Origin of the sequence: Campylobacter concisus (assembly GCF_003048775.2) — a bacterium.
In the GTDB taxonomy this organism is placed as follows: Bacteria; Campylobacterota; Campylobacteria; order Campylobacterales; family Campylobacteraceae; genus Campylobacter_A; species Campylobacter_A concisus_I.
Map to the genome: position 1 here is coordinate 933,566 of NZ_CP049272.1, position 15,045 is coordinate 948,610.

Here is a 15,045-nt window from a genome sequence, read left to right on the forward strand (position 1 = left end):
TTTTATTTTTAGTCAAATTTTCGCCCATTTTTGCGTGCGATGATGAAACGAAGCGCATTTAGCTTGATAAACCCAGCTGCATCTTTTTGATCATAAACGCTATCTTCTTCAAATGTGCAGTATGCCTCGCTAAATAGATTATCATTTTTACTGCTTCTGCCAAGAATGGTCACATTGCCTTTATAAAGTTCAACTTTAACAGAGCCGTTTACGTGCTCTTGACTCTTGTCGATGAGAGCTTGGAGCATATTTCGCTCAGGTGACCACCAGTAGCCGTTGTAAATTAGCTCGGCGTATTTTGGCATGATCTCATCTTTTAAGTGAGCAGCACCGCGATCAAGCGTGATGCTCTCGATCGCCCTATGAGCTTTTAGCATTATCGTGCCACCAGGTGTTTCGTAGCAGCCGCGGCTCTTCATACCAACTGAGCGGTTTTCTACTATGTCAAGTCTGCCGATACCGTGTTTTGCGCCAAGGCGGTTTAACTCGGTTAAAATTTCAGCTGGGCTCATTTTTTTGTCGTTTACGCTCACTGGATCGCCTTTTTCATAGCCGATCTCGATGATCTCACTCTTATCTGGAGCATCTTTGGGGCTTACTGTCCATCTCCACATATCATCTTCTGGTGCGTGACTTGGGTCTTCAAGCACTAGACCCTCATAGCTTATGTGAAGTAAATTTGCATCCATTGAGTATGGGCTTTTGCCTGGTTTTTTGGTGATATCTATGCCGTTTTTCTCAGCGTATGCCAAAAGTTTTTCACGACTATTTAGATCCCACTCGCGCCATGGAGCTATAATAGTTAGGTTGTCGCCAAGCGCGTAGTATCCAAGCTCAAAGCGAACTTGATCGTTGCCTTTGCCTGTTGCTCCGTGACTTACGCCATCAGCGCCAACAAGTCTTGCGATCTCGCTTTGGCGTTTTGCTATTAGTGGGCGTGCTATCGATGTGCCAAGCAGATACTCGCCCTCGTAGACTGCATTTGCTCTAAACATTGGAAATACATAATCACGTACAAATTCTTCTCTTAAATCTTCTATAAAAATATTTTCAGGCTTTACACCAAGTGCTAGGGCTTTTTTACGTGCAGGCTCTAGCTCTTCGCCTTGGCCGATGTCAGCTGTAAATGTGACTACTTCGCAGTTATATTCATCTTGAAGCCATTTTAAAATGATACTTGTGTCAAGTCCGCCAGAGTATGCTAAAACCACTTTTTTTACGTCTTTTTTCATAGCTCTTCCTTTTGTTAAAATGGTCGTATTTTAGCCTAAATTGATTAATTTTTAATAAACTAATTTAATAAATAATGTAAGTTTTTTCTTAGAAAATTTTATAAAAAAGATTAGTATTTAGAATTATGATAATTAATATTGTTTTAAAAGATACTTCGCTAAATTTCAAACTTTTTCAAATTAAATTTTAAAAGGATAGTCGTGAGAAAAACAAAATTTATTGCCATCTGCCTTAGTGTTTGTGTGGCAAATTCACTCTTTGGAGCAGAGCATAAAGACAATAACGAAACAAGGCTTGATGGCGTCGTAGTAAGTGCGAGTGGCTTTTCGCAGCAGATCAAAGAAGCACCCGCGAGCATAAGCGTGATAAGTGGCGATGAGCTTACAAAAGATAGCTTTACTTCGCTCCACTCTATCGCTCAAAAGGTGCCAGGTGTAAATGTCGTTGGTGGCGAAGACGGAGCAGCTAGCGGTATCTCAATACGTGGCATGGAGAAGTCTCAAACGCTAGTTTTGATTGATGGTAAAAGAGTAAATTCAAGCAGCGCAAATCCAAAGGGCGGAGCAGGGGATATGAACTCAAATTTCATCCCACCAGCCGAGGCGATCGAGCGTATAGAGGTCATCCGTGGTCCTATGAGCTCGCTTTATGGTAGCGACGCGGTTGGTGGCGTGATAAATATCATCACTAAAAAAGATTTTTCAAAATTTAGTGGCAATGTCGGCATCTCAACCACGATAAACACTCATAAAGGTATAGGCGATGGCAGGCAAGGCGACTTTTATCTAAATTTACCTCTTTATAAAGACCTTTTTACACTTCAGCTTTGGGGATATAAAAAGCTAAGAGATGAAGATGGCTACATCGGTGGCTATCAAAAGAGTGATAAGAGAAATTTAAGCGCAAAACTTTGGATCACGCCAGATGAACACAATAAATTTTACATCCTTGGCTCAAACGAAAGGCATGATTACTCAAGAACTGTTGGCAAGTCAGCCGATCCAAATCCGAGAATGAACGTCTTAAACGCTTATGACTACGAGAAGAAGAGCTATGGAGTGGGCTATCTTGGCGAATTTGATAACCTAAATGCCGATATCAGCTACATTTATGATGAGACACAAAGAACGAGCCTTTTTGACAGCCTCATACCTGCAAAAGCTAAAAATCACAACTTTAATTCAAAATTTACAACCTTTCTTGGTGCTCACGCACTAACTTTTGGCTATGACTTTAGCAAGCAAAATGTCGGCACGACCTTCATCGTCTCAAACGCCTCAAGGAATGGTCTTAAAAATCCAAAAAGTTACTCAATGAGTGAGCATGCGGGATTTATCGAGGATGAGTGGCAAATTTTAGATGAGAAGCTATTTTTAACGCTTGGCTCAAGACTCACGCACAACGAATTTTTTGGTAACCACCTCTCGCCAAGAGCCTACCTAGTCTATAATGCCACAGATACGCTAAGTCTAAAAGGCGGCGTAGCAACTGGCTATAAAACGCCAAATGTAAATCAAATTTCTCCTGCGGTTGGCACTATCCAAGGTGGCTGGAGAATAGTTGATTTTGGTAACAAAGATTTAAAACCAGAAAAAAGCATAACTTACGAAGTTGGAGCATATTATGACAATCAGGCTGATTTTAGAGGCTCGGTAACGCTTTTTAGAAATGAGTTTAAAGATAAGATCCTAGACACTGATGGCAGTAATGTCAATAAAATTCCTGCCTTTGGCACTTGCGCAGGTGCACCACACGTTAATTGTCCTGGCTGGGGAACTTACTTTAACATAGAAGGTGCAACTGTTTGGGGAGTGGAGTTAAGCGGAGACTATGACGTTCTTTCAAATCTAAATCTAAGCTCAAACTACACCTATAATAAGTCAAAGATAAAAACTGGCAACCCAACGATAAATACGCCAAGAGGCCCTATGAAATTTAGTGAGACAAATCTTGGCAGACTTGATGCAAAAAGCCTTACAGCAACGCCAGAGCACGCATTTCATGCAACACTTGCTTATAAGCCAATTAAGAGCGTAAAAACATTCTTCACCACAAACTATGAGAGCAAGCTTACTAGCGTGAAATTTGGCCCTGGCAACAAAGTGAGTGAAAATGACAAAAATTTACTCACATTTGATACAGGTGTAAGCTGGGATGCAAATAAACACCTAACACTTAGCCTAAATGCCTACAATATCTTTGATAAAGTAAGATACGATGAGGCGCTAGCAGACGACGGCAACTACTACTGGTATCCGCAAGAGGGTAGGAGATTTTGGTTTAAGGTCGCTGCAAAATGGTAAGAGCGTTTAAATTTTTGCTTTTTACGCTTGGTGTGGCACAGACTTTGCACGCAGGACCCAGCCAAACGCCTGAGCCACTTAGCCAAAAAGCTGCTAGTAAATTTGAAATTTCAACCTTTAAAATGAGCGCAAATGATGAAATTTATAAAATTTTCACAGCCAAGCTAAAGGGGCAAAATGAGTTTAAAAATGTACTCTATCTACTGGATGCAAATGCCCAGTTTAACATGCTTTTAAATGAATTTGATGGCTCTTTTGCCCCGCTAATAATAGGCATAGGATATGATACAGACAAAAGCTACGAGGTAGAAAAACGCACAAGAGATCTCACACCAAAAGCAAAGGGTGAGGAATTTGACAAAGGTGGCAGCGCAGATGCGTTTTACTATTTTTTGACAAGAAATTTAGTGCCGCTTATCGATCAGAAATTTAACGTGCAAGACCTCCCAAGAAGCCTTTATGGACACTCTTTTGGCGGTCTTTTTACGCTTTATGCCATGCTTAAAAATGAGGGTATTTTTCAAAATTTCTTTATCGCTTCACCATCTCTTTGGTGGGGCGAGTCTGAGATATTAAAACAAAACGTGAGAGAGGGTAAATTTAAAGAGAAAATAAGAGCTAAATTTGTCTTTCTTAGCGTTGGCGAGCTTGAAAAGAGAAAAGGCAAAACAGACAAAGCTGGAACTTTAAAGGCGAGCGATCTAGCTCAAATTTTAAAGCAAAGTGGCATAAATTCCCACTTTGAGCTTTTTAAAAATGAAACCCACGGCAGCGTCATACCTCTAAATTTAAAAGAGCTTTTAAAATATCTGAAGGATTAAAAATTTAAGGCTATTTTTGTTAAAATCCGCCTCATGAGAGTAGATAAATTTTTAAACGTAGTAAATATCACCAAAAGGCGTGCCGTTAGCGAAGATATGTGCAAAAGCGGTGTTGTGAGCATTAACGGCGCGCAGGCAAAAGCGGCAAAAGATGTAAAGATCGGCGATGTTATTACCATCAAATTTCTAGCTCGTGAGGCGAGATACGAGGTGCTAGCGATACCAACTACAAAAAGCATACCAAAAAGCGCTCAAAGCGAATATGTAAAAGAGCTTTGATGGTTTTTGAGCTTTTAGAAAATGAGCTTGACGAGCTTGTGCGGGTGCTGCCAAAAAGTGGCGTGATGCTGCTAAGTGGCGATCTAGCAAGTGGCAAAACGACGCTTGTAAAGGCTATTATCAAGGCTCACGGCATAGATGAGAGTGTGACATCGCCGACATTTTCTTTGATGCAAATTTATGGTAAAGATATCTACCACTACGACATCTATCAGATTGGATTTGATGGGATGGCCAAAAATGGTCTTTTTGAAAATTTATTTGAAGAGGGGCTTCACTTGGTAGAGTGGGGCGATGAAAATTTAGAAAAGGCTCTAAAGAAAAACGGCGAGAGCTATACGATGATAAAAATTTCTCCTAGCAAAAATGGCAGAAAATACGAGGTTATAAGTGCATAAACTAGAAGTAAAAGATCTAAAAAAGACGATCAAAAAAACTGAAATCATAAAAGGCATATCTTTAGAGGTAAATAGTGGCGAAGTGGTGGGGCTTCTTGGACCAAATGGTGCTGGAAAGACGACTACTTTTTATATGATCTGTGGGCTCATCTCGCCAACTAGCGGAGATGTCTTTTTGAATGATCAAAAGATCACAAGCGTCCCGCTTCATAAAAGGGCACACCTTGGCATCGGCTATTTACCGCAAGAGTCAAGCATATTTAAAGAGCTAAGTGTAGAAGAAAATTTACTTCTTGGAGCTGAAATTTTAGACCAAAACGCAGAAGAGATCTCTAAAAAAGTAAATGAGATGCTAAATATGCTAAATATTGAGCCTATCCGCCTAAGAAAGGGCGTTAGCCTAAGTGGCGGCGAGCGCAGACGCTGTGAGATCGCTAGAAGTCTCATCATAAAGCCAAAATTTTTACTGCTCGATGAGCCATTTGCTGGTGTTGACCCGATCGCAGTTAGCGACATCCAAAGTATCGTTAGAGACCTTAAAAAGCTAGGTATCGGCGTTTTGATAACAGACCACAACGTCCGTGAGACGCTAGCCATTTGCGACAGAGCCTACGTTATCAAAGATGGCTCACTTCTAGCAAGTGGCAGTGCGAGTGAGGTAGCAAACAACAAGCTCGTTAGAACGCACTATCTTGGCGAAGAATTTAAGCTACTTGAGTAGATGATGCTAAGGCAAAAGCAAACTTTAGCACCAAAGATCAAACTAAACCAAACGCTGCGAAGCTGGCTTCCCATACTTCAAAGCGGGCTTGATGAGCTAAAAGAGACGCTTGAACCTTTTATAAAAGACAATCCATTTGCCACAATTGAGCATAAAAATTTAGAAAAAAGCGAAAAAAAGCGAAATTTTTTCGAGCAAGCCAGTAAAAATTCAGTAAGTGAGAGCATCGAGACTTTAAGCATCTATAAAGAAAGCCTCTATGAAAAGCTAATTAGTCAGATCAATCCACCACTTTTTCCCACGCAAAAGTCACAAGATATCGCGTATAAGATTATTGAGTGTTTAGATGACGAGGGTTATTTTTCCTATGATAATGAAATTTTTGCTGATTTTTGCGAGAGCGAAGTGGAGCGAGTTAGAGCGAGATTTGCCTACCTTGAGCCATGCGGCGTGGGCGCAAAGGATCTTAAAGAGAGCTTTTTGTTTCAGCTTGGCGAGGCAGAAGCAAGTGAAGATATCATAGAGTGCGCGAAAAAGATCATCTTAAATTTTGAAAGTATAGAAAAGCTTAGAAAACTTAAATTTTACGACGATGCGCTAAAGATAATAAAAAAGTTTAAAAATCCACCGGCTATCGAGTATCTAGAAGAGGCGAGCCAAAAGGTGCCTGACATCTTCGTGCTAAGCACAAGTAGCGGCGTGAGTGTGCAGATAAATGACGATTACTATCCTGAAATTTCGATTGACACCGAAGGATTAGACGAAAAAGAGGCCTTTGTAAGTTCGCGCATAAAAGAGGCTAGCGAGCTCATAGATGCTCTTGAAATGAGAAAATCAACACTTTATAAAATAGGGCTTATGATAGTTGAGTATCAGTACGACTACTTCTTGGGCGGCGATATAAAGCCTATGAAGCTAAAAGACCTAGCAGACGAGCTTGGGCGCAATCCGTCAACCATCTCAAGAGCTATTGCAAATAAGTATCTAAGCTGTGCAAGGGGTACTATTGCACTTAAAAATTTCTTTGCAACTGGCTTTGACGAGGAGACTTCAAATGCTGCGATAAAAGAATTTTTACTAGAGCTCATTAGAGGCGAGGACCACAAAAAGCCACTTTCTGATCTAAAAATTCAAGAGCTGATCCAGGCCAAATTTAACATCCAAATCGTTCGCCGAACCATCACAAAATACCGCAAAATCCTAAACATCGGAAGCTCAAGCCAGCGAAAAAGAGTCTATCAGATAAACGGCTAGTTACCACTCATTTACGGCAAAAAGTATGGTTTTGCGCAATTTGCGTAAAGAGTTTGCTACTAAGCCATTCGTACTCTTTACCACGTTTTTGTGTTGTGTTATACCTGCTGCATCGTCGTTACAAGAGCCCATACCACTAAAAACATTACAGCAAAAAGAGCTAAATTTTTCTTTGGCATAAGCGGTGCATTAAATATCTTAATGACTGATTTTGCAGTAGAGTTTAAAAAACCAAGTAACAACAATGGTGCATATGCTAAACATTTCGCCATTCATTTTTGTTCTTTTTAGCAGTCCTTATGGCAAGCCGTGCTTTAGCCAACCATCACAAAATTTTCTTGATTTTTAAAGTATGGCTTTAGACTCTCATAAGCAGATTGAATATTTTTAAATTTCTTTGCGTATTCTTCTTGTATGAGAAGATTTTTGTTGGCGTGCCTGTCTGGGTGATAGATATTTGCGAGTGAAAGGTAGCTTTGTCTGATGGTTTCAAAGTCATCATCTTTTTTGCAACCCAAAATCTCAAAATTTTCCTCAAGCAAATTTGCAAGCACAGAAAATCTACTTATAAATTTTGATGAGCTTTTTATCTTGATGCCTTGTTTAAAGGCTTTGTAATCTTTTTCATCATAGATAAAATTTACGCTAAATTTTGGATAGCTTCTTTTGTAGAGTAGTTTGTTTAATGTATATATGTCGTTGTCGTTTGAGATAGTAATGTTTAAAAAATCATCATTTTTGCTAAAAGCAACATTGCTTTTTACTAGACTCTCGCTGATATAGTTGGCAAAATCTCTGCAAAGTGCATCCTTTAGTTCAAATTTGGCTTCATTTTTTACAAAATTTACATTTAGGCTAATGACAGGAGTTAGAGTATTTTTTTGAATAAAACCAAGCTTTATAGTTTTATAGTTTGCAAAACGAATATCTAGTTTATCTTCACTTTGTTTTTCGTAAAGTTTTTTTATAAATTTTAAAAAGCATTTGCGTTGTGGGATCTCGCTCTCTTCATAAAACGAGATAATTTTATTTTTATTTGACAAAATTTTGGTGAAATTTTTACTTATCATATCTCTAAGCTCACAAAATAATTTATCGTTTTCGGTTAAAATGCTTAGAGATTCTAGTGTTTGTGTAACTTTCATTGCCTACTCCAAATAAAATATTACATGTTTTAGCAATAAGCATTCCAAATTTATATTTTTCTTATATCTTGACCTTTGATGTACTCAGCAAATTCGTCTTTTAACTTATTCTCTTTATACGAGATCGCCTCTTCTTTTGTGTGAGAAACGGCCTCTTTTTGTATTTTTTTAGCTCCGCCTTGCTCTTTGGCGAGTTCTTTTTTTATCTCTTTTAAGCTATCAAAAAAATCATTCATTTTTACATCCTTTTTCTTTTTGTAGAATTTTACTAAAACAGTTATAAAATTACAATGAATACAATTTTTTTTTAAGGAAAGTTTGGTTAATATCTCGACTTAACTTTCTTGTGCGCTCGTAGCTCAGCTGGATAGAGCATTTGATTGCGGTTCAAAAGGTCAGAGATTCGAATTCTCTCGGGCGCACCATCTTTTTAATTCTTAATGACAAACTTCATGATTTTTATAGTAAAATAAGCAAAAAAATTAAAAGAGAAAAAATGGATTTTCAAAATATTCAAAAACAAATTTCGGTACTAAAAGAAAGTTTGACAGCATTAGAAGAAAATAGTGAGCATGAGATCGGCTTGGCAGTTGGGGTTGTTGAGTTTAATAAAAACGCTGACGAACTTAAAAAAAAGCTTACAAATTTAAAAGGTGAAAGCGATTTCTTTAAAAGTGTCTTCAACACAGAGGACTATTATGAAAACATTAGTACTTATTTGGAGCAGATAAAGAGAAGCTTAAATTATAAAATTGAGAAAAACGGCGTGAGCTTTAAGGCAAATGAAAATTTACAAGAAAGCTATGTCGCTATTTTAAATATAATAGAAATTTTGGTAGCAGAGTATCAAATACAAAACAAAAATAAAGCGAAAAATCTCTTTTCTAGGACAACAGACACTACTCAAATAAAATCACTGCTTGCGGAGCTAAATACTCTACAAGAGCGTATACATAATGTTTTGCATATTCATTCTAGGATAGTTTCAAATGTTATTTTACAAAATTTTAAGATAATTTATACGTTCTTTTATAATTGTATTAAGGCAGCGAAACAACGCAAAGATGAACTTTTACTGGTGGAGATCGCGGGTATAACTGATAAGATAATAACTATGATAAAACCAGTCTTTAGTGCAAAAATTTTAAATACAAATGAGCTTATTTATCACTACTTGATCTTTGAGCTAAAAGAACTAAAAGCTTGTGCGATAGGCGAGGAGCTAGTTTAAAATTTTATCAATTATCTCTTTTGCTCCATTTGGCAAAAGGATCTCTTTTAGAGCTTTACTGCTTTTGTTTAGATCAAAATTTTCTATAATTCTTATAACTTCGTCTTTGTCTAAAATTTCTCCATTTTGCAAGCAAATTTCAGCAATGCCCTTATCTTTTAAAAATTTAGCGTTATAAAACTGATGATTGCCAGCAGCATAAGGAAATGGCACAAAGATAGATGGCAAAGCATTTGCACAAAGCTCCCAAAGCGAGCTAGCTCCTGCTCTTGATATGGCAAGGTCAGCTTTGCTCATCTTATTTTCTATCTCTTTACTAAATTCAAAAATTTCTAAATTCGTTTCATTAAAGCCAAGTTCATCATATTTTTTTTTAAGTTCATCAAAGCCGTTTTTACCACATTGATGAATTATATTTATGCCTTTTTCTTTAAGATATGGAGCTAAATTTATAGCTAGCTCGTTTATCGCTTTTGCGCCTTGCGAGCCGCCCAAAAACAAAATAGTTTTTAGCTCCTCTCTCACTCTTGCACTATTGAAAAATTTCTTTGCTACGGGATAAGGGTAGGGCGAAACTTCATCATAAGAGATAAAAAAGCCTTTCGCATAAGGCCTTAAAATTTTATTTAATTTGCCCATTACAGCATTTTGTTCGTGGATAAAAAGTGGTACTTTTGAGATGATTGCCGCAATGGCTGCTGGAGCTGCTGAATAGCCACCAACGCTAATGACTGCCTTAACGTCATTTTGCTTAAGAATTTTTCTACATTTTAAAGCAAGATTTACGATATTTGTTAGTGATTTTAGCTTAACAAAGCCTCTCTTATTTACCACACCACTGCTTGGTAAGAAAAATTTTTGTAAAAAGTTATCGTCATTTTCAAACCAAAATTTATCTTGTCCACTAGTTGAACCAATAAAAATGGGCTTGATACCACGAGTATTAAGCTCCTCACAAAAGCTCTTTGCAATCGCTAAATGTCCACCAGTACCTCCACCGCAAATAACAATCATAATTTTGCCCTTTTACTAACCATCAAAACCATGCCGATACCGATACAAATCGCAAGCACAGAGCTACCACCGTAACTAAGAAATGGTACAGCAATACCTTTGATAGGCGTGATCGATGTGATGCCATAGCTATTCATTAAAAATGAAAACGATAAGATAAGCCCGACACCAAGCGTAAATAGATGATATACCTTATTTTCGCTTCTAGCTGAAATTCTAAAAATTCTATAAAGTAGCGTTATAAATATAGCTACTATACACAAAATACCAAATACACCGACCTCTTCAGCAATACCAGCTAGTACAAAGTCAGTATGGACCTCGCTTAAAAAGCCAAGCTTAAATATACCAGCGCCAAGCCCTTCGCCAAAAAATTCGCCATGCTTTATAGCGTTTAATGAGTGAGAAATTTGATATGGCTCTGGCGCATCAGCCACTCTTAATACATCTGCAACGCTATCAGGCAAGAAAGAAAGCACCATATTTTGTATCGTGCCCCACCATGACTTTATACGTAAAATTCTATGCTCAGAGCTGATTATCGCTACTGTCATAACAAAAGCAGCTCCTAAGATACCGATGCTAAAAAGTCTCGCACTTGCTCCTGCAAAAAGTGCCATCGTCACAAATGTAAGCGCCAGTACGACCACTTGACCAAGGTCATTTTGCATAACAGCGATAAGAAAGATAGCAACACCAAAAAGAATAATATAAGGCATAAGTATCTTAATCTCGTCTAGCAGGGTCCTTTTGCCTTCACTAAATTTTCTAGTAAAACTCCAAGCCAAGAAGTAGACAAAACCGATTTTAAAAAACTCAACTGGAGCTAGTGAAAAACCAGGTAGCCTGATCCAACGCCTAGCACCACCAGCATCAGTCACCATAGAAGCTGGCAATGCATGCATTAGCCCCATGGCGATACCGCAAGATATAAGAAGGCCAAACCCTATCCAAACAAGCGTCTTTTCAGGATTTAGCCTAGAGAGCCACCACATAATGAAAATTCCGATACAACCAACAATAAACTGGCGGATAAAAAAGTGAAACTCGTCGTAATTAAAAAATAAAACCGTAAAAACTGGCAAAGATAGTGAAAAAATAATGCTTATAGCGATCAAAGTCGAACAAAGATAGAAAATGATCTTATCAACTGCCAAAATTTAACTCCAAGTTTAAAAAGTGCCAAAGTATAATAAAAAACGGCTTACAAAGATATTATTTGCTATAATTGCAGGCTTTAAGGAAGGGTATGAAAATAGGTATATTTGACTCAGGGCTTGGCGGGCTGAGCGTCTTAAATGAAGCTTTAAGCAAGCTTAGCGAGCATGAATTTTTATATTACGCAGACGTTAAAAATGTCCCATACGGACAAAAGAGCAGGGATGAGATCTTAAAATTTAGCTTTGATGCGGTGAAATTTCTCATAGAAAATGGCGCAAACGCCGTTGTAGTAGCTTGTAACACGGCAACAAGCGTAGCGATAAAAGAGCTTAGAGCAAATTTAAATATACCTATAATCGGCATGGAACCAGCTGTAAAAAAAGCTCATGACTTAAGCCATGATGATGCCTTAAAAACGCTTGTCATAGCCACTCCGGTCACCGTAAATGGTGCAAAACTAAAAGAGCTGATCGCAAATTTACACGCAAAAGATAAAACTGAGCTACTTGCTCTACCACGCCTTGTAAATTTTGCTGAAAATGGGGAATTTGACACCGAGAATGTGAAATCATATCTAAAAGAAGAGTTAGCTAAATTTGATCTAAGTAAATTTGGTTTTTTAGTGCTTGGCTGCACACATTTTAACTATTTTAAAGATAGCCTAAGAGAAATTTTGCCGTCAAATATAAGCATAATTGATGGCAATGAAGGGACAATAAATCGCCTTATAAGTGAGCTTGGACTAAAAATTTCTACTTTAGATCAAGCCCTAAAAGTTAGATTTTTCTATTCTGGTGATGAAGTATTCAGTAAATTTGAGCTAGATAAAATTTCAAGAAATTTAGCTAGATTAGAGAAGATGAGAGAGATTTACTAGACTAAATTTAGCTAAAACCTTGAGCCAAATTTTAGAAAATACATTAAATTTTACATACTTTTATATGTATTTAGGCTTTTCTTTGCTTTATTATATAGACCACGCTTATTACAGTAACTACAGCCAAAAGAGTGATCGTGATTAATAAAAGTGTCTGTTTGCTAGGATTTGAACCTAGAAAATAGCCAACTCCAAGCAAAACAGTACACCAAATCCCAGCTCCAAGTGTGGTAAATAGACAAAATCTAAATATATTCATCTTGGCAAGTCCAGCTGGTAGGCTGATGTATTGGCGAATGCCAGGAATCAGACGTGAGTTAAATGTAGAAATTTCGCCGTGTTTATTGAAAAATGCTTCAAATTTATCCATTTTTTCATGAGTAATTCCCACAAATTTGCCGTATTTTAAAACGATTTCACGCCCCAAAAAGTAGCAAAGATAGTAGTTAAAAATAGCTCCAAGCAGGCTTCCAAGCGTACCTGCAAGAAAGGCCAAAATTAAACTCATTTCACCTTTATGCGCCAAATAACCAGCTGGTATCATCGCTACCTCACTTGGAAATGGAAAAAATGAGCTTTCTAAAAACATCATGATAAATATGCCAGCATAACCCCAGCTACTTACGATCGCAACTATAAAATCAATAACATCATGCAGCATTTAAATTCCTGAAAAATTTTAAAGTGAGCCATTTTAGCAAAGCATAGCTTAAGCTTTTTGACAAAAATAAAGAGAGTTTGTAGCTTATTAAAACCAGATGAAAGTAGAAGCAAAATAGGGCGAAAGCTCGCCCAATTTTTAAAATGCAGGTATAACTTCGCCTTTATAGCGAGTAATGATGAAATTTTTAGTATCAGGGCTAAGCACCGCATCAATCAAAGCTTTGATCTTAGGGTTATTTTCGTTGCCAGCCTTTGTGACGATAATATTAGCGTAAGGACTGTTGGCATCTTCAAGCAAAAGTGCGTCTTTTGCCACGCTCATACCAAGATCAAGGACGAAATTTGTACTAATGGCAGCGATATCGACATCGTCAAGCGTTCTTGGTATCTGAGCACCTTCAAGCTCTACAAACTGTAAATTTTTAGAATTTTTAGTTATGTCATTTACGGTTGCAACTTTTACGTTTTTATCGATCTCTATAAGACCAGCTTTTTCTAAAATTCTAAGCGCTCTGTTGCCGTTTGATGGATCGTAAGCGATCGCCACTTTTGCGCCATCTTTTAACTCTTTTATATTTTTTATCTTTTTAGAGTAAAAGCCAAGTGGCTCAACATGGACATTTGCAACACTTACAAGATGCAAGCCTCTAGCCTTGTTTTGCTCCTCAAGATATGGTAAATGCTGAAAGAAATTTGCGTCCAAGCTGCCATCTTCTGTGGCAACATTTGGGATAGAGTAGTCTGAAATTTCAGAGATAACAAGGTTGTAGCCTTTATCTTTTAGCTTTGGCTTTACAAATTCTAAAATTTCAGCGTGTGGTACTGGCGAAACGCCAACAACTATGGTATGGTCCTTGTCGGCTGCGTGAAGGCTTAGAGCAACTAAAGATGCGGTTAAAAGTTTGATAAATTTCATTGTTTTTCCTTTTTTATTTGGTTTAAGCGACGCTAAAAAGGTAAAAGCTTCCACGTCGCTTATTTAAAATTTTAATTAAAATGCTGGAAGAATCGCGCCGTTGTATTTGATCTCGATAAATTTCTTAACTTCTGATGAGTTTATAGCCTTATCAAGAGCTTTTATTTTAGGGCTATTTTCGTTACCAGACTTTACTACAACGTAGTTTACATACGGGCTATTTTTGCTTTCAAGCACAAGTGCGTCTTTTACCGGATTAAGATTGGCATTTAGAGCGTAGTTTGTGTTGATAACTGCGATAGTAACGTCATCAAGTGTTCTTGGTACTTGAGCAGTCTCTATCTCTTCAAATTTAAGCTTTTTAGGGTTATCAACTATATCAAGTGGAGTTTTTAGTGGATTATCGTTTAGCTTAATAAGTCCAGCATTTGCAAGGATATCTAAAGCACGGCTTTCATTTGTCGGATCATTTGGGATAGATACGGTCGAACCATCTTTTAGATCTTTGATGTCTTTTATCCTTTTAGAATAAACTCCCATTGGCTCAAGGTGAACGCCAACTGTTTTTATAAGATGAGTGCCCTTGTTTTTGTTAAATTCGTCCAAATATGGAAGGTGCTGAAAGAAATTTGCATCTAAATCGCCATCTTCTGTTGCAAGGTTTGGCGTAGTGTAGTCGTTAAATTCTTTGATTTCAAGCGTATAGCCATCTTTTGCCAAAATAGGCTTTACAACCTCTAAAATTTCAGCATGTGGGATAGGTGTAGCACCAACGATTATTGTTTTTGATTTATCAGCTGCATTTGCACTTACACTAAGACCAAGAGCAACTAAAGAAGTGAGAAGTAGTTTTTTCATTTATTATCCTTTTTTAAAATTTGCCAAGCACCAAAAAAGGATAAATTTAAGCTAGAGGGTTAAATTTCTTTTTAAGCGCTTAAGCTAGTTCTAAGCACTTAAAAAGAAATTTTGTGCTTAGAGATTAGTCTTTCGACAACGCGTTTTTTACTAGGCGGCACATGTGGCACA

Annotated in this window: 17 protein-coding genes and 1 tRNA gene; 9 read left to right on the forward strand and 9 right to left on the reverse strand. The window is 37.5% G+C overall.

Annotation, left to right across the window (positions count from 1 at the left end):
- Positions 1 to 8 precede the first annotated feature (8 nt).
- Complete coding sequence (locus CVT17_RS04725; RefSeq protein WP_107858764.1) at positions 9 to 1,232, reverse strand: argininosuccinate synthase; 1,224 nt, start codon at positions 1,230 to 1,232, stop codon at positions 9 to 11.
- Between the two features lie 201 nt (positions 1,233 to 1,433).
- Between CVT17_RS04725 and CVT17_RS04730 the strand changes: the two genes are divergently transcribed.
- The 6 genes from CVT17_RS04730 to CVT17_RS04755 are packed head-to-tail and all read left to right on the forward strand — an operon-like array spanning position 1,434 to position 7,009.
- Positions 1,434 to 3,536, forward strand: a complete 2,103-nt coding sequence (locus CVT17_RS04730) for a TonB-dependent receptor domain-containing protein (RefSeq protein WP_107858763.1) — start codon at positions 1,434 to 1,436, stop codon at positions 3,534 to 3,536.
- Entirely contained in the window at positions 3,530 to 4,357 is an 828-nt protein-coding gene (locus tag CVT17_RS04735) for an alpha/beta hydrolase (RefSeq protein WP_107697727.1), read from the forward strand. Before CVT17_RS04730 ends, CVT17_RS04735 begins: the two co-directional genes overlap by 7 nt.
- Positions 4,358 to 4,390: 33 nt before the next feature.
- Complete coding sequence (locus CVT17_RS04740) at positions 4,391 to 4,636, forward strand: RNA-binding S4 domain-containing protein (RefSeq protein WP_103620389.1); 246 nt, start codon at positions 4,391 to 4,393, stop codon at positions 4,634 to 4,636.
- Entirely contained in the window at positions 4,636 to 5,034 is a 399-nt protein-coding gene (gene tsaE / locus CVT17_RS04745; RefSeq protein ID WP_107697726.1) for a tRNA (adenosine(37)-N6)-threonylcarbamoyltransferase complex ATPase subunit type 1 TsaE, read from the forward strand. The genes CVT17_RS04740 and tsaE overlap by 1 nt, the downstream gene beginning before the upstream one ends.
- Entirely contained in the window at positions 5,027 to 5,755 is a 729-nt protein-coding gene (gene lptB / locus CVT17_RS04750; RefSeq protein ID WP_107697725.1) for an LPS export ABC transporter ATP-binding protein, read from the forward strand. The genes tsaE and lptB overlap by 8 nt, the downstream gene beginning before the upstream one ends.
- A 3-nt stretch (positions 5,756 to 5,758) precedes the next feature.
- The gene (locus CVT17_RS04755; RefSeq protein WP_230853325.1) at positions 5,759 to 7,009 is read left to right on the forward strand and encodes an RNA polymerase factor sigma-54; all 1,251 of its coding nucleotides are present in this window, start codon (positions 5,759 to 5,761) and stop codon (positions 7,007 to 7,009) included.
- Positions 7,010 to 7,107: 98 nt separating this feature from the next.
- Here CVT17_RS04755 and CVT17_RS04760 read toward each other — a convergent pair whose 3' ends face one another.
- Genes CVT17_RS04760 through CVT17_RS04770 form a run of 3 tightly spaced genes read right to left on the reverse strand, consistent with a single transcriptional unit; the run spans position 7,108 to position 8,390 of the window.
- On the reverse strand, positions 7,108 to 7,281 hold the full coding sequence (locus CVT17_RS04760; protein ID WP_196373551.1) for a hypothetical protein: 174 nt from the start codon (positions 7,279 to 7,281) through the stop codon (positions 7,108 to 7,110).
- 42 nt (positions 7,282 to 7,323) lie between these two features.
- A complete protein-coding gene (locus tag CVT17_RS04765; protein WP_107858761.1) occupies positions 7,324 to 8,154 on the reverse strand; it encodes an adenylosuccinate lyase in 831 nt (276 codons plus the stop codon).
- 50 nt (positions 8,155 to 8,204) lie between these two features.
- Positions 8,205 to 8,390, reverse strand: a complete 186-nt coding sequence (locus CVT17_RS04770; RefSeq protein WP_107858760.1) for a hypothetical protein — start codon at positions 8,388 to 8,390, stop codon at positions 8,205 to 8,207.
- A 112-nt stretch (positions 8,391 to 8,502) separates the two neighbouring features.
- On the opposite strand from CVT17_RS04770, the gene CVT17_RS04775 reads away from it, so the two are divergent.
- Together CVT17_RS04775 and CVT17_RS04780 are read left to right on the forward strand one after the other, a co-directional pair.
- A tRNA-Arg gene (locus tag CVT17_RS04775) sits at positions 8,503 to 8,579 on the forward strand.
- A 71-nt stretch (positions 8,580 to 8,650) separates the two neighbouring features.
- Complete coding sequence (locus CVT17_RS04780) at positions 8,651 to 9,385, forward strand: imidazole glycerol phosphate synthase (protein WP_107708489.1); 735 nt, start codon at positions 8,651 to 8,653, stop codon at positions 9,383 to 9,385.
- Here the strand turns inward: CVT17_RS04780 and murG are convergent.
- Together murG and CVT17_RS04790 are read right to left on the reverse strand one after the other, a co-directional pair.
- Positions 9,377 to 10,399: an undecaprenyldiphospho-muramoylpentapeptide beta-N-acetylglucosaminyltransferase gene (gene murG / locus CVT17_RS04785; protein WP_107858759.1), complete on the reverse strand. Its 1,023-nt coding sequence runs from the start codon at positions 10,397 to 10,399 to the stop codon at positions 9,377 to 9,379. The two genes, CVT17_RS04780 and murG, sit on opposite strands and share 9 nt — an antisense overlap.
- Positions 10,396 to 11,556, reverse strand: coding sequence for an FtsW/RodA/SpoVE family cell cycle protein (locus CVT17_RS04790; RefSeq protein ID WP_021091312.1), 1,161 nt, complete (start codon positions 11,554 to 11,556; stop codon positions 10,396 to 10,398). Before CVT17_RS04790 ends, murG begins: the two co-directional genes overlap by 4 nt.
- Positions 11,557 to 11,648: 92 nt before the next feature.
- Between CVT17_RS04790 and murI the strand changes: the two genes are divergently transcribed.
- Positions 11,649 to 12,437 carry a glutamate racemase gene (gene murI, locus CVT17_RS04795; RefSeq protein WP_107770358.1) on the forward strand — a complete coding sequence of 263 codons (789 nt, stop codon included), beginning with the start codon at positions 11,649 to 11,651 and terminating at the stop codon, positions 12,435 to 12,437.
- Positions 12,438 to 12,507: 70 nt separating this feature from the next.
- Here murI and CVT17_RS04800 read toward each other — a convergent pair whose 3' ends face one another.
- From CVT17_RS04800 to CVT17_RS04810, 3 genes are all read right to left on the reverse strand, one after another.
- Positions 12,508 to 13,098: a DedA family protein gene (locus CVT17_RS04800; RefSeq protein ID WP_196373552.1), complete on the reverse strand. Its 591-nt coding sequence runs from the start codon at positions 13,096 to 13,098 to the stop codon at positions 12,508 to 12,510.
- Between the two features lie 138 nt (positions 13,099 to 13,236).
- Positions 13,237 to 14,016 carry a MetQ/NlpA family ABC transporter substrate-binding protein gene (locus CVT17_RS04805; protein WP_107770357.1) on the reverse strand — a complete coding sequence of 260 codons (780 nt, stop codon included), beginning with the start codon at positions 14,014 to 14,016 and terminating at the stop codon, positions 13,237 to 13,239.
- Positions 14,017 to 14,091: 75 nt separating this feature from the next.
- Entirely contained in the window at positions 14,092 to 14,874 is a 783-nt protein-coding gene (locus tag CVT17_RS04810; RefSeq protein ID WP_107770356.1) for a MetQ/NlpA family ABC transporter substrate-binding protein, read from the reverse strand.
- Positions 14,875 to 15,045: the final 171 nt, after the last annotated feature.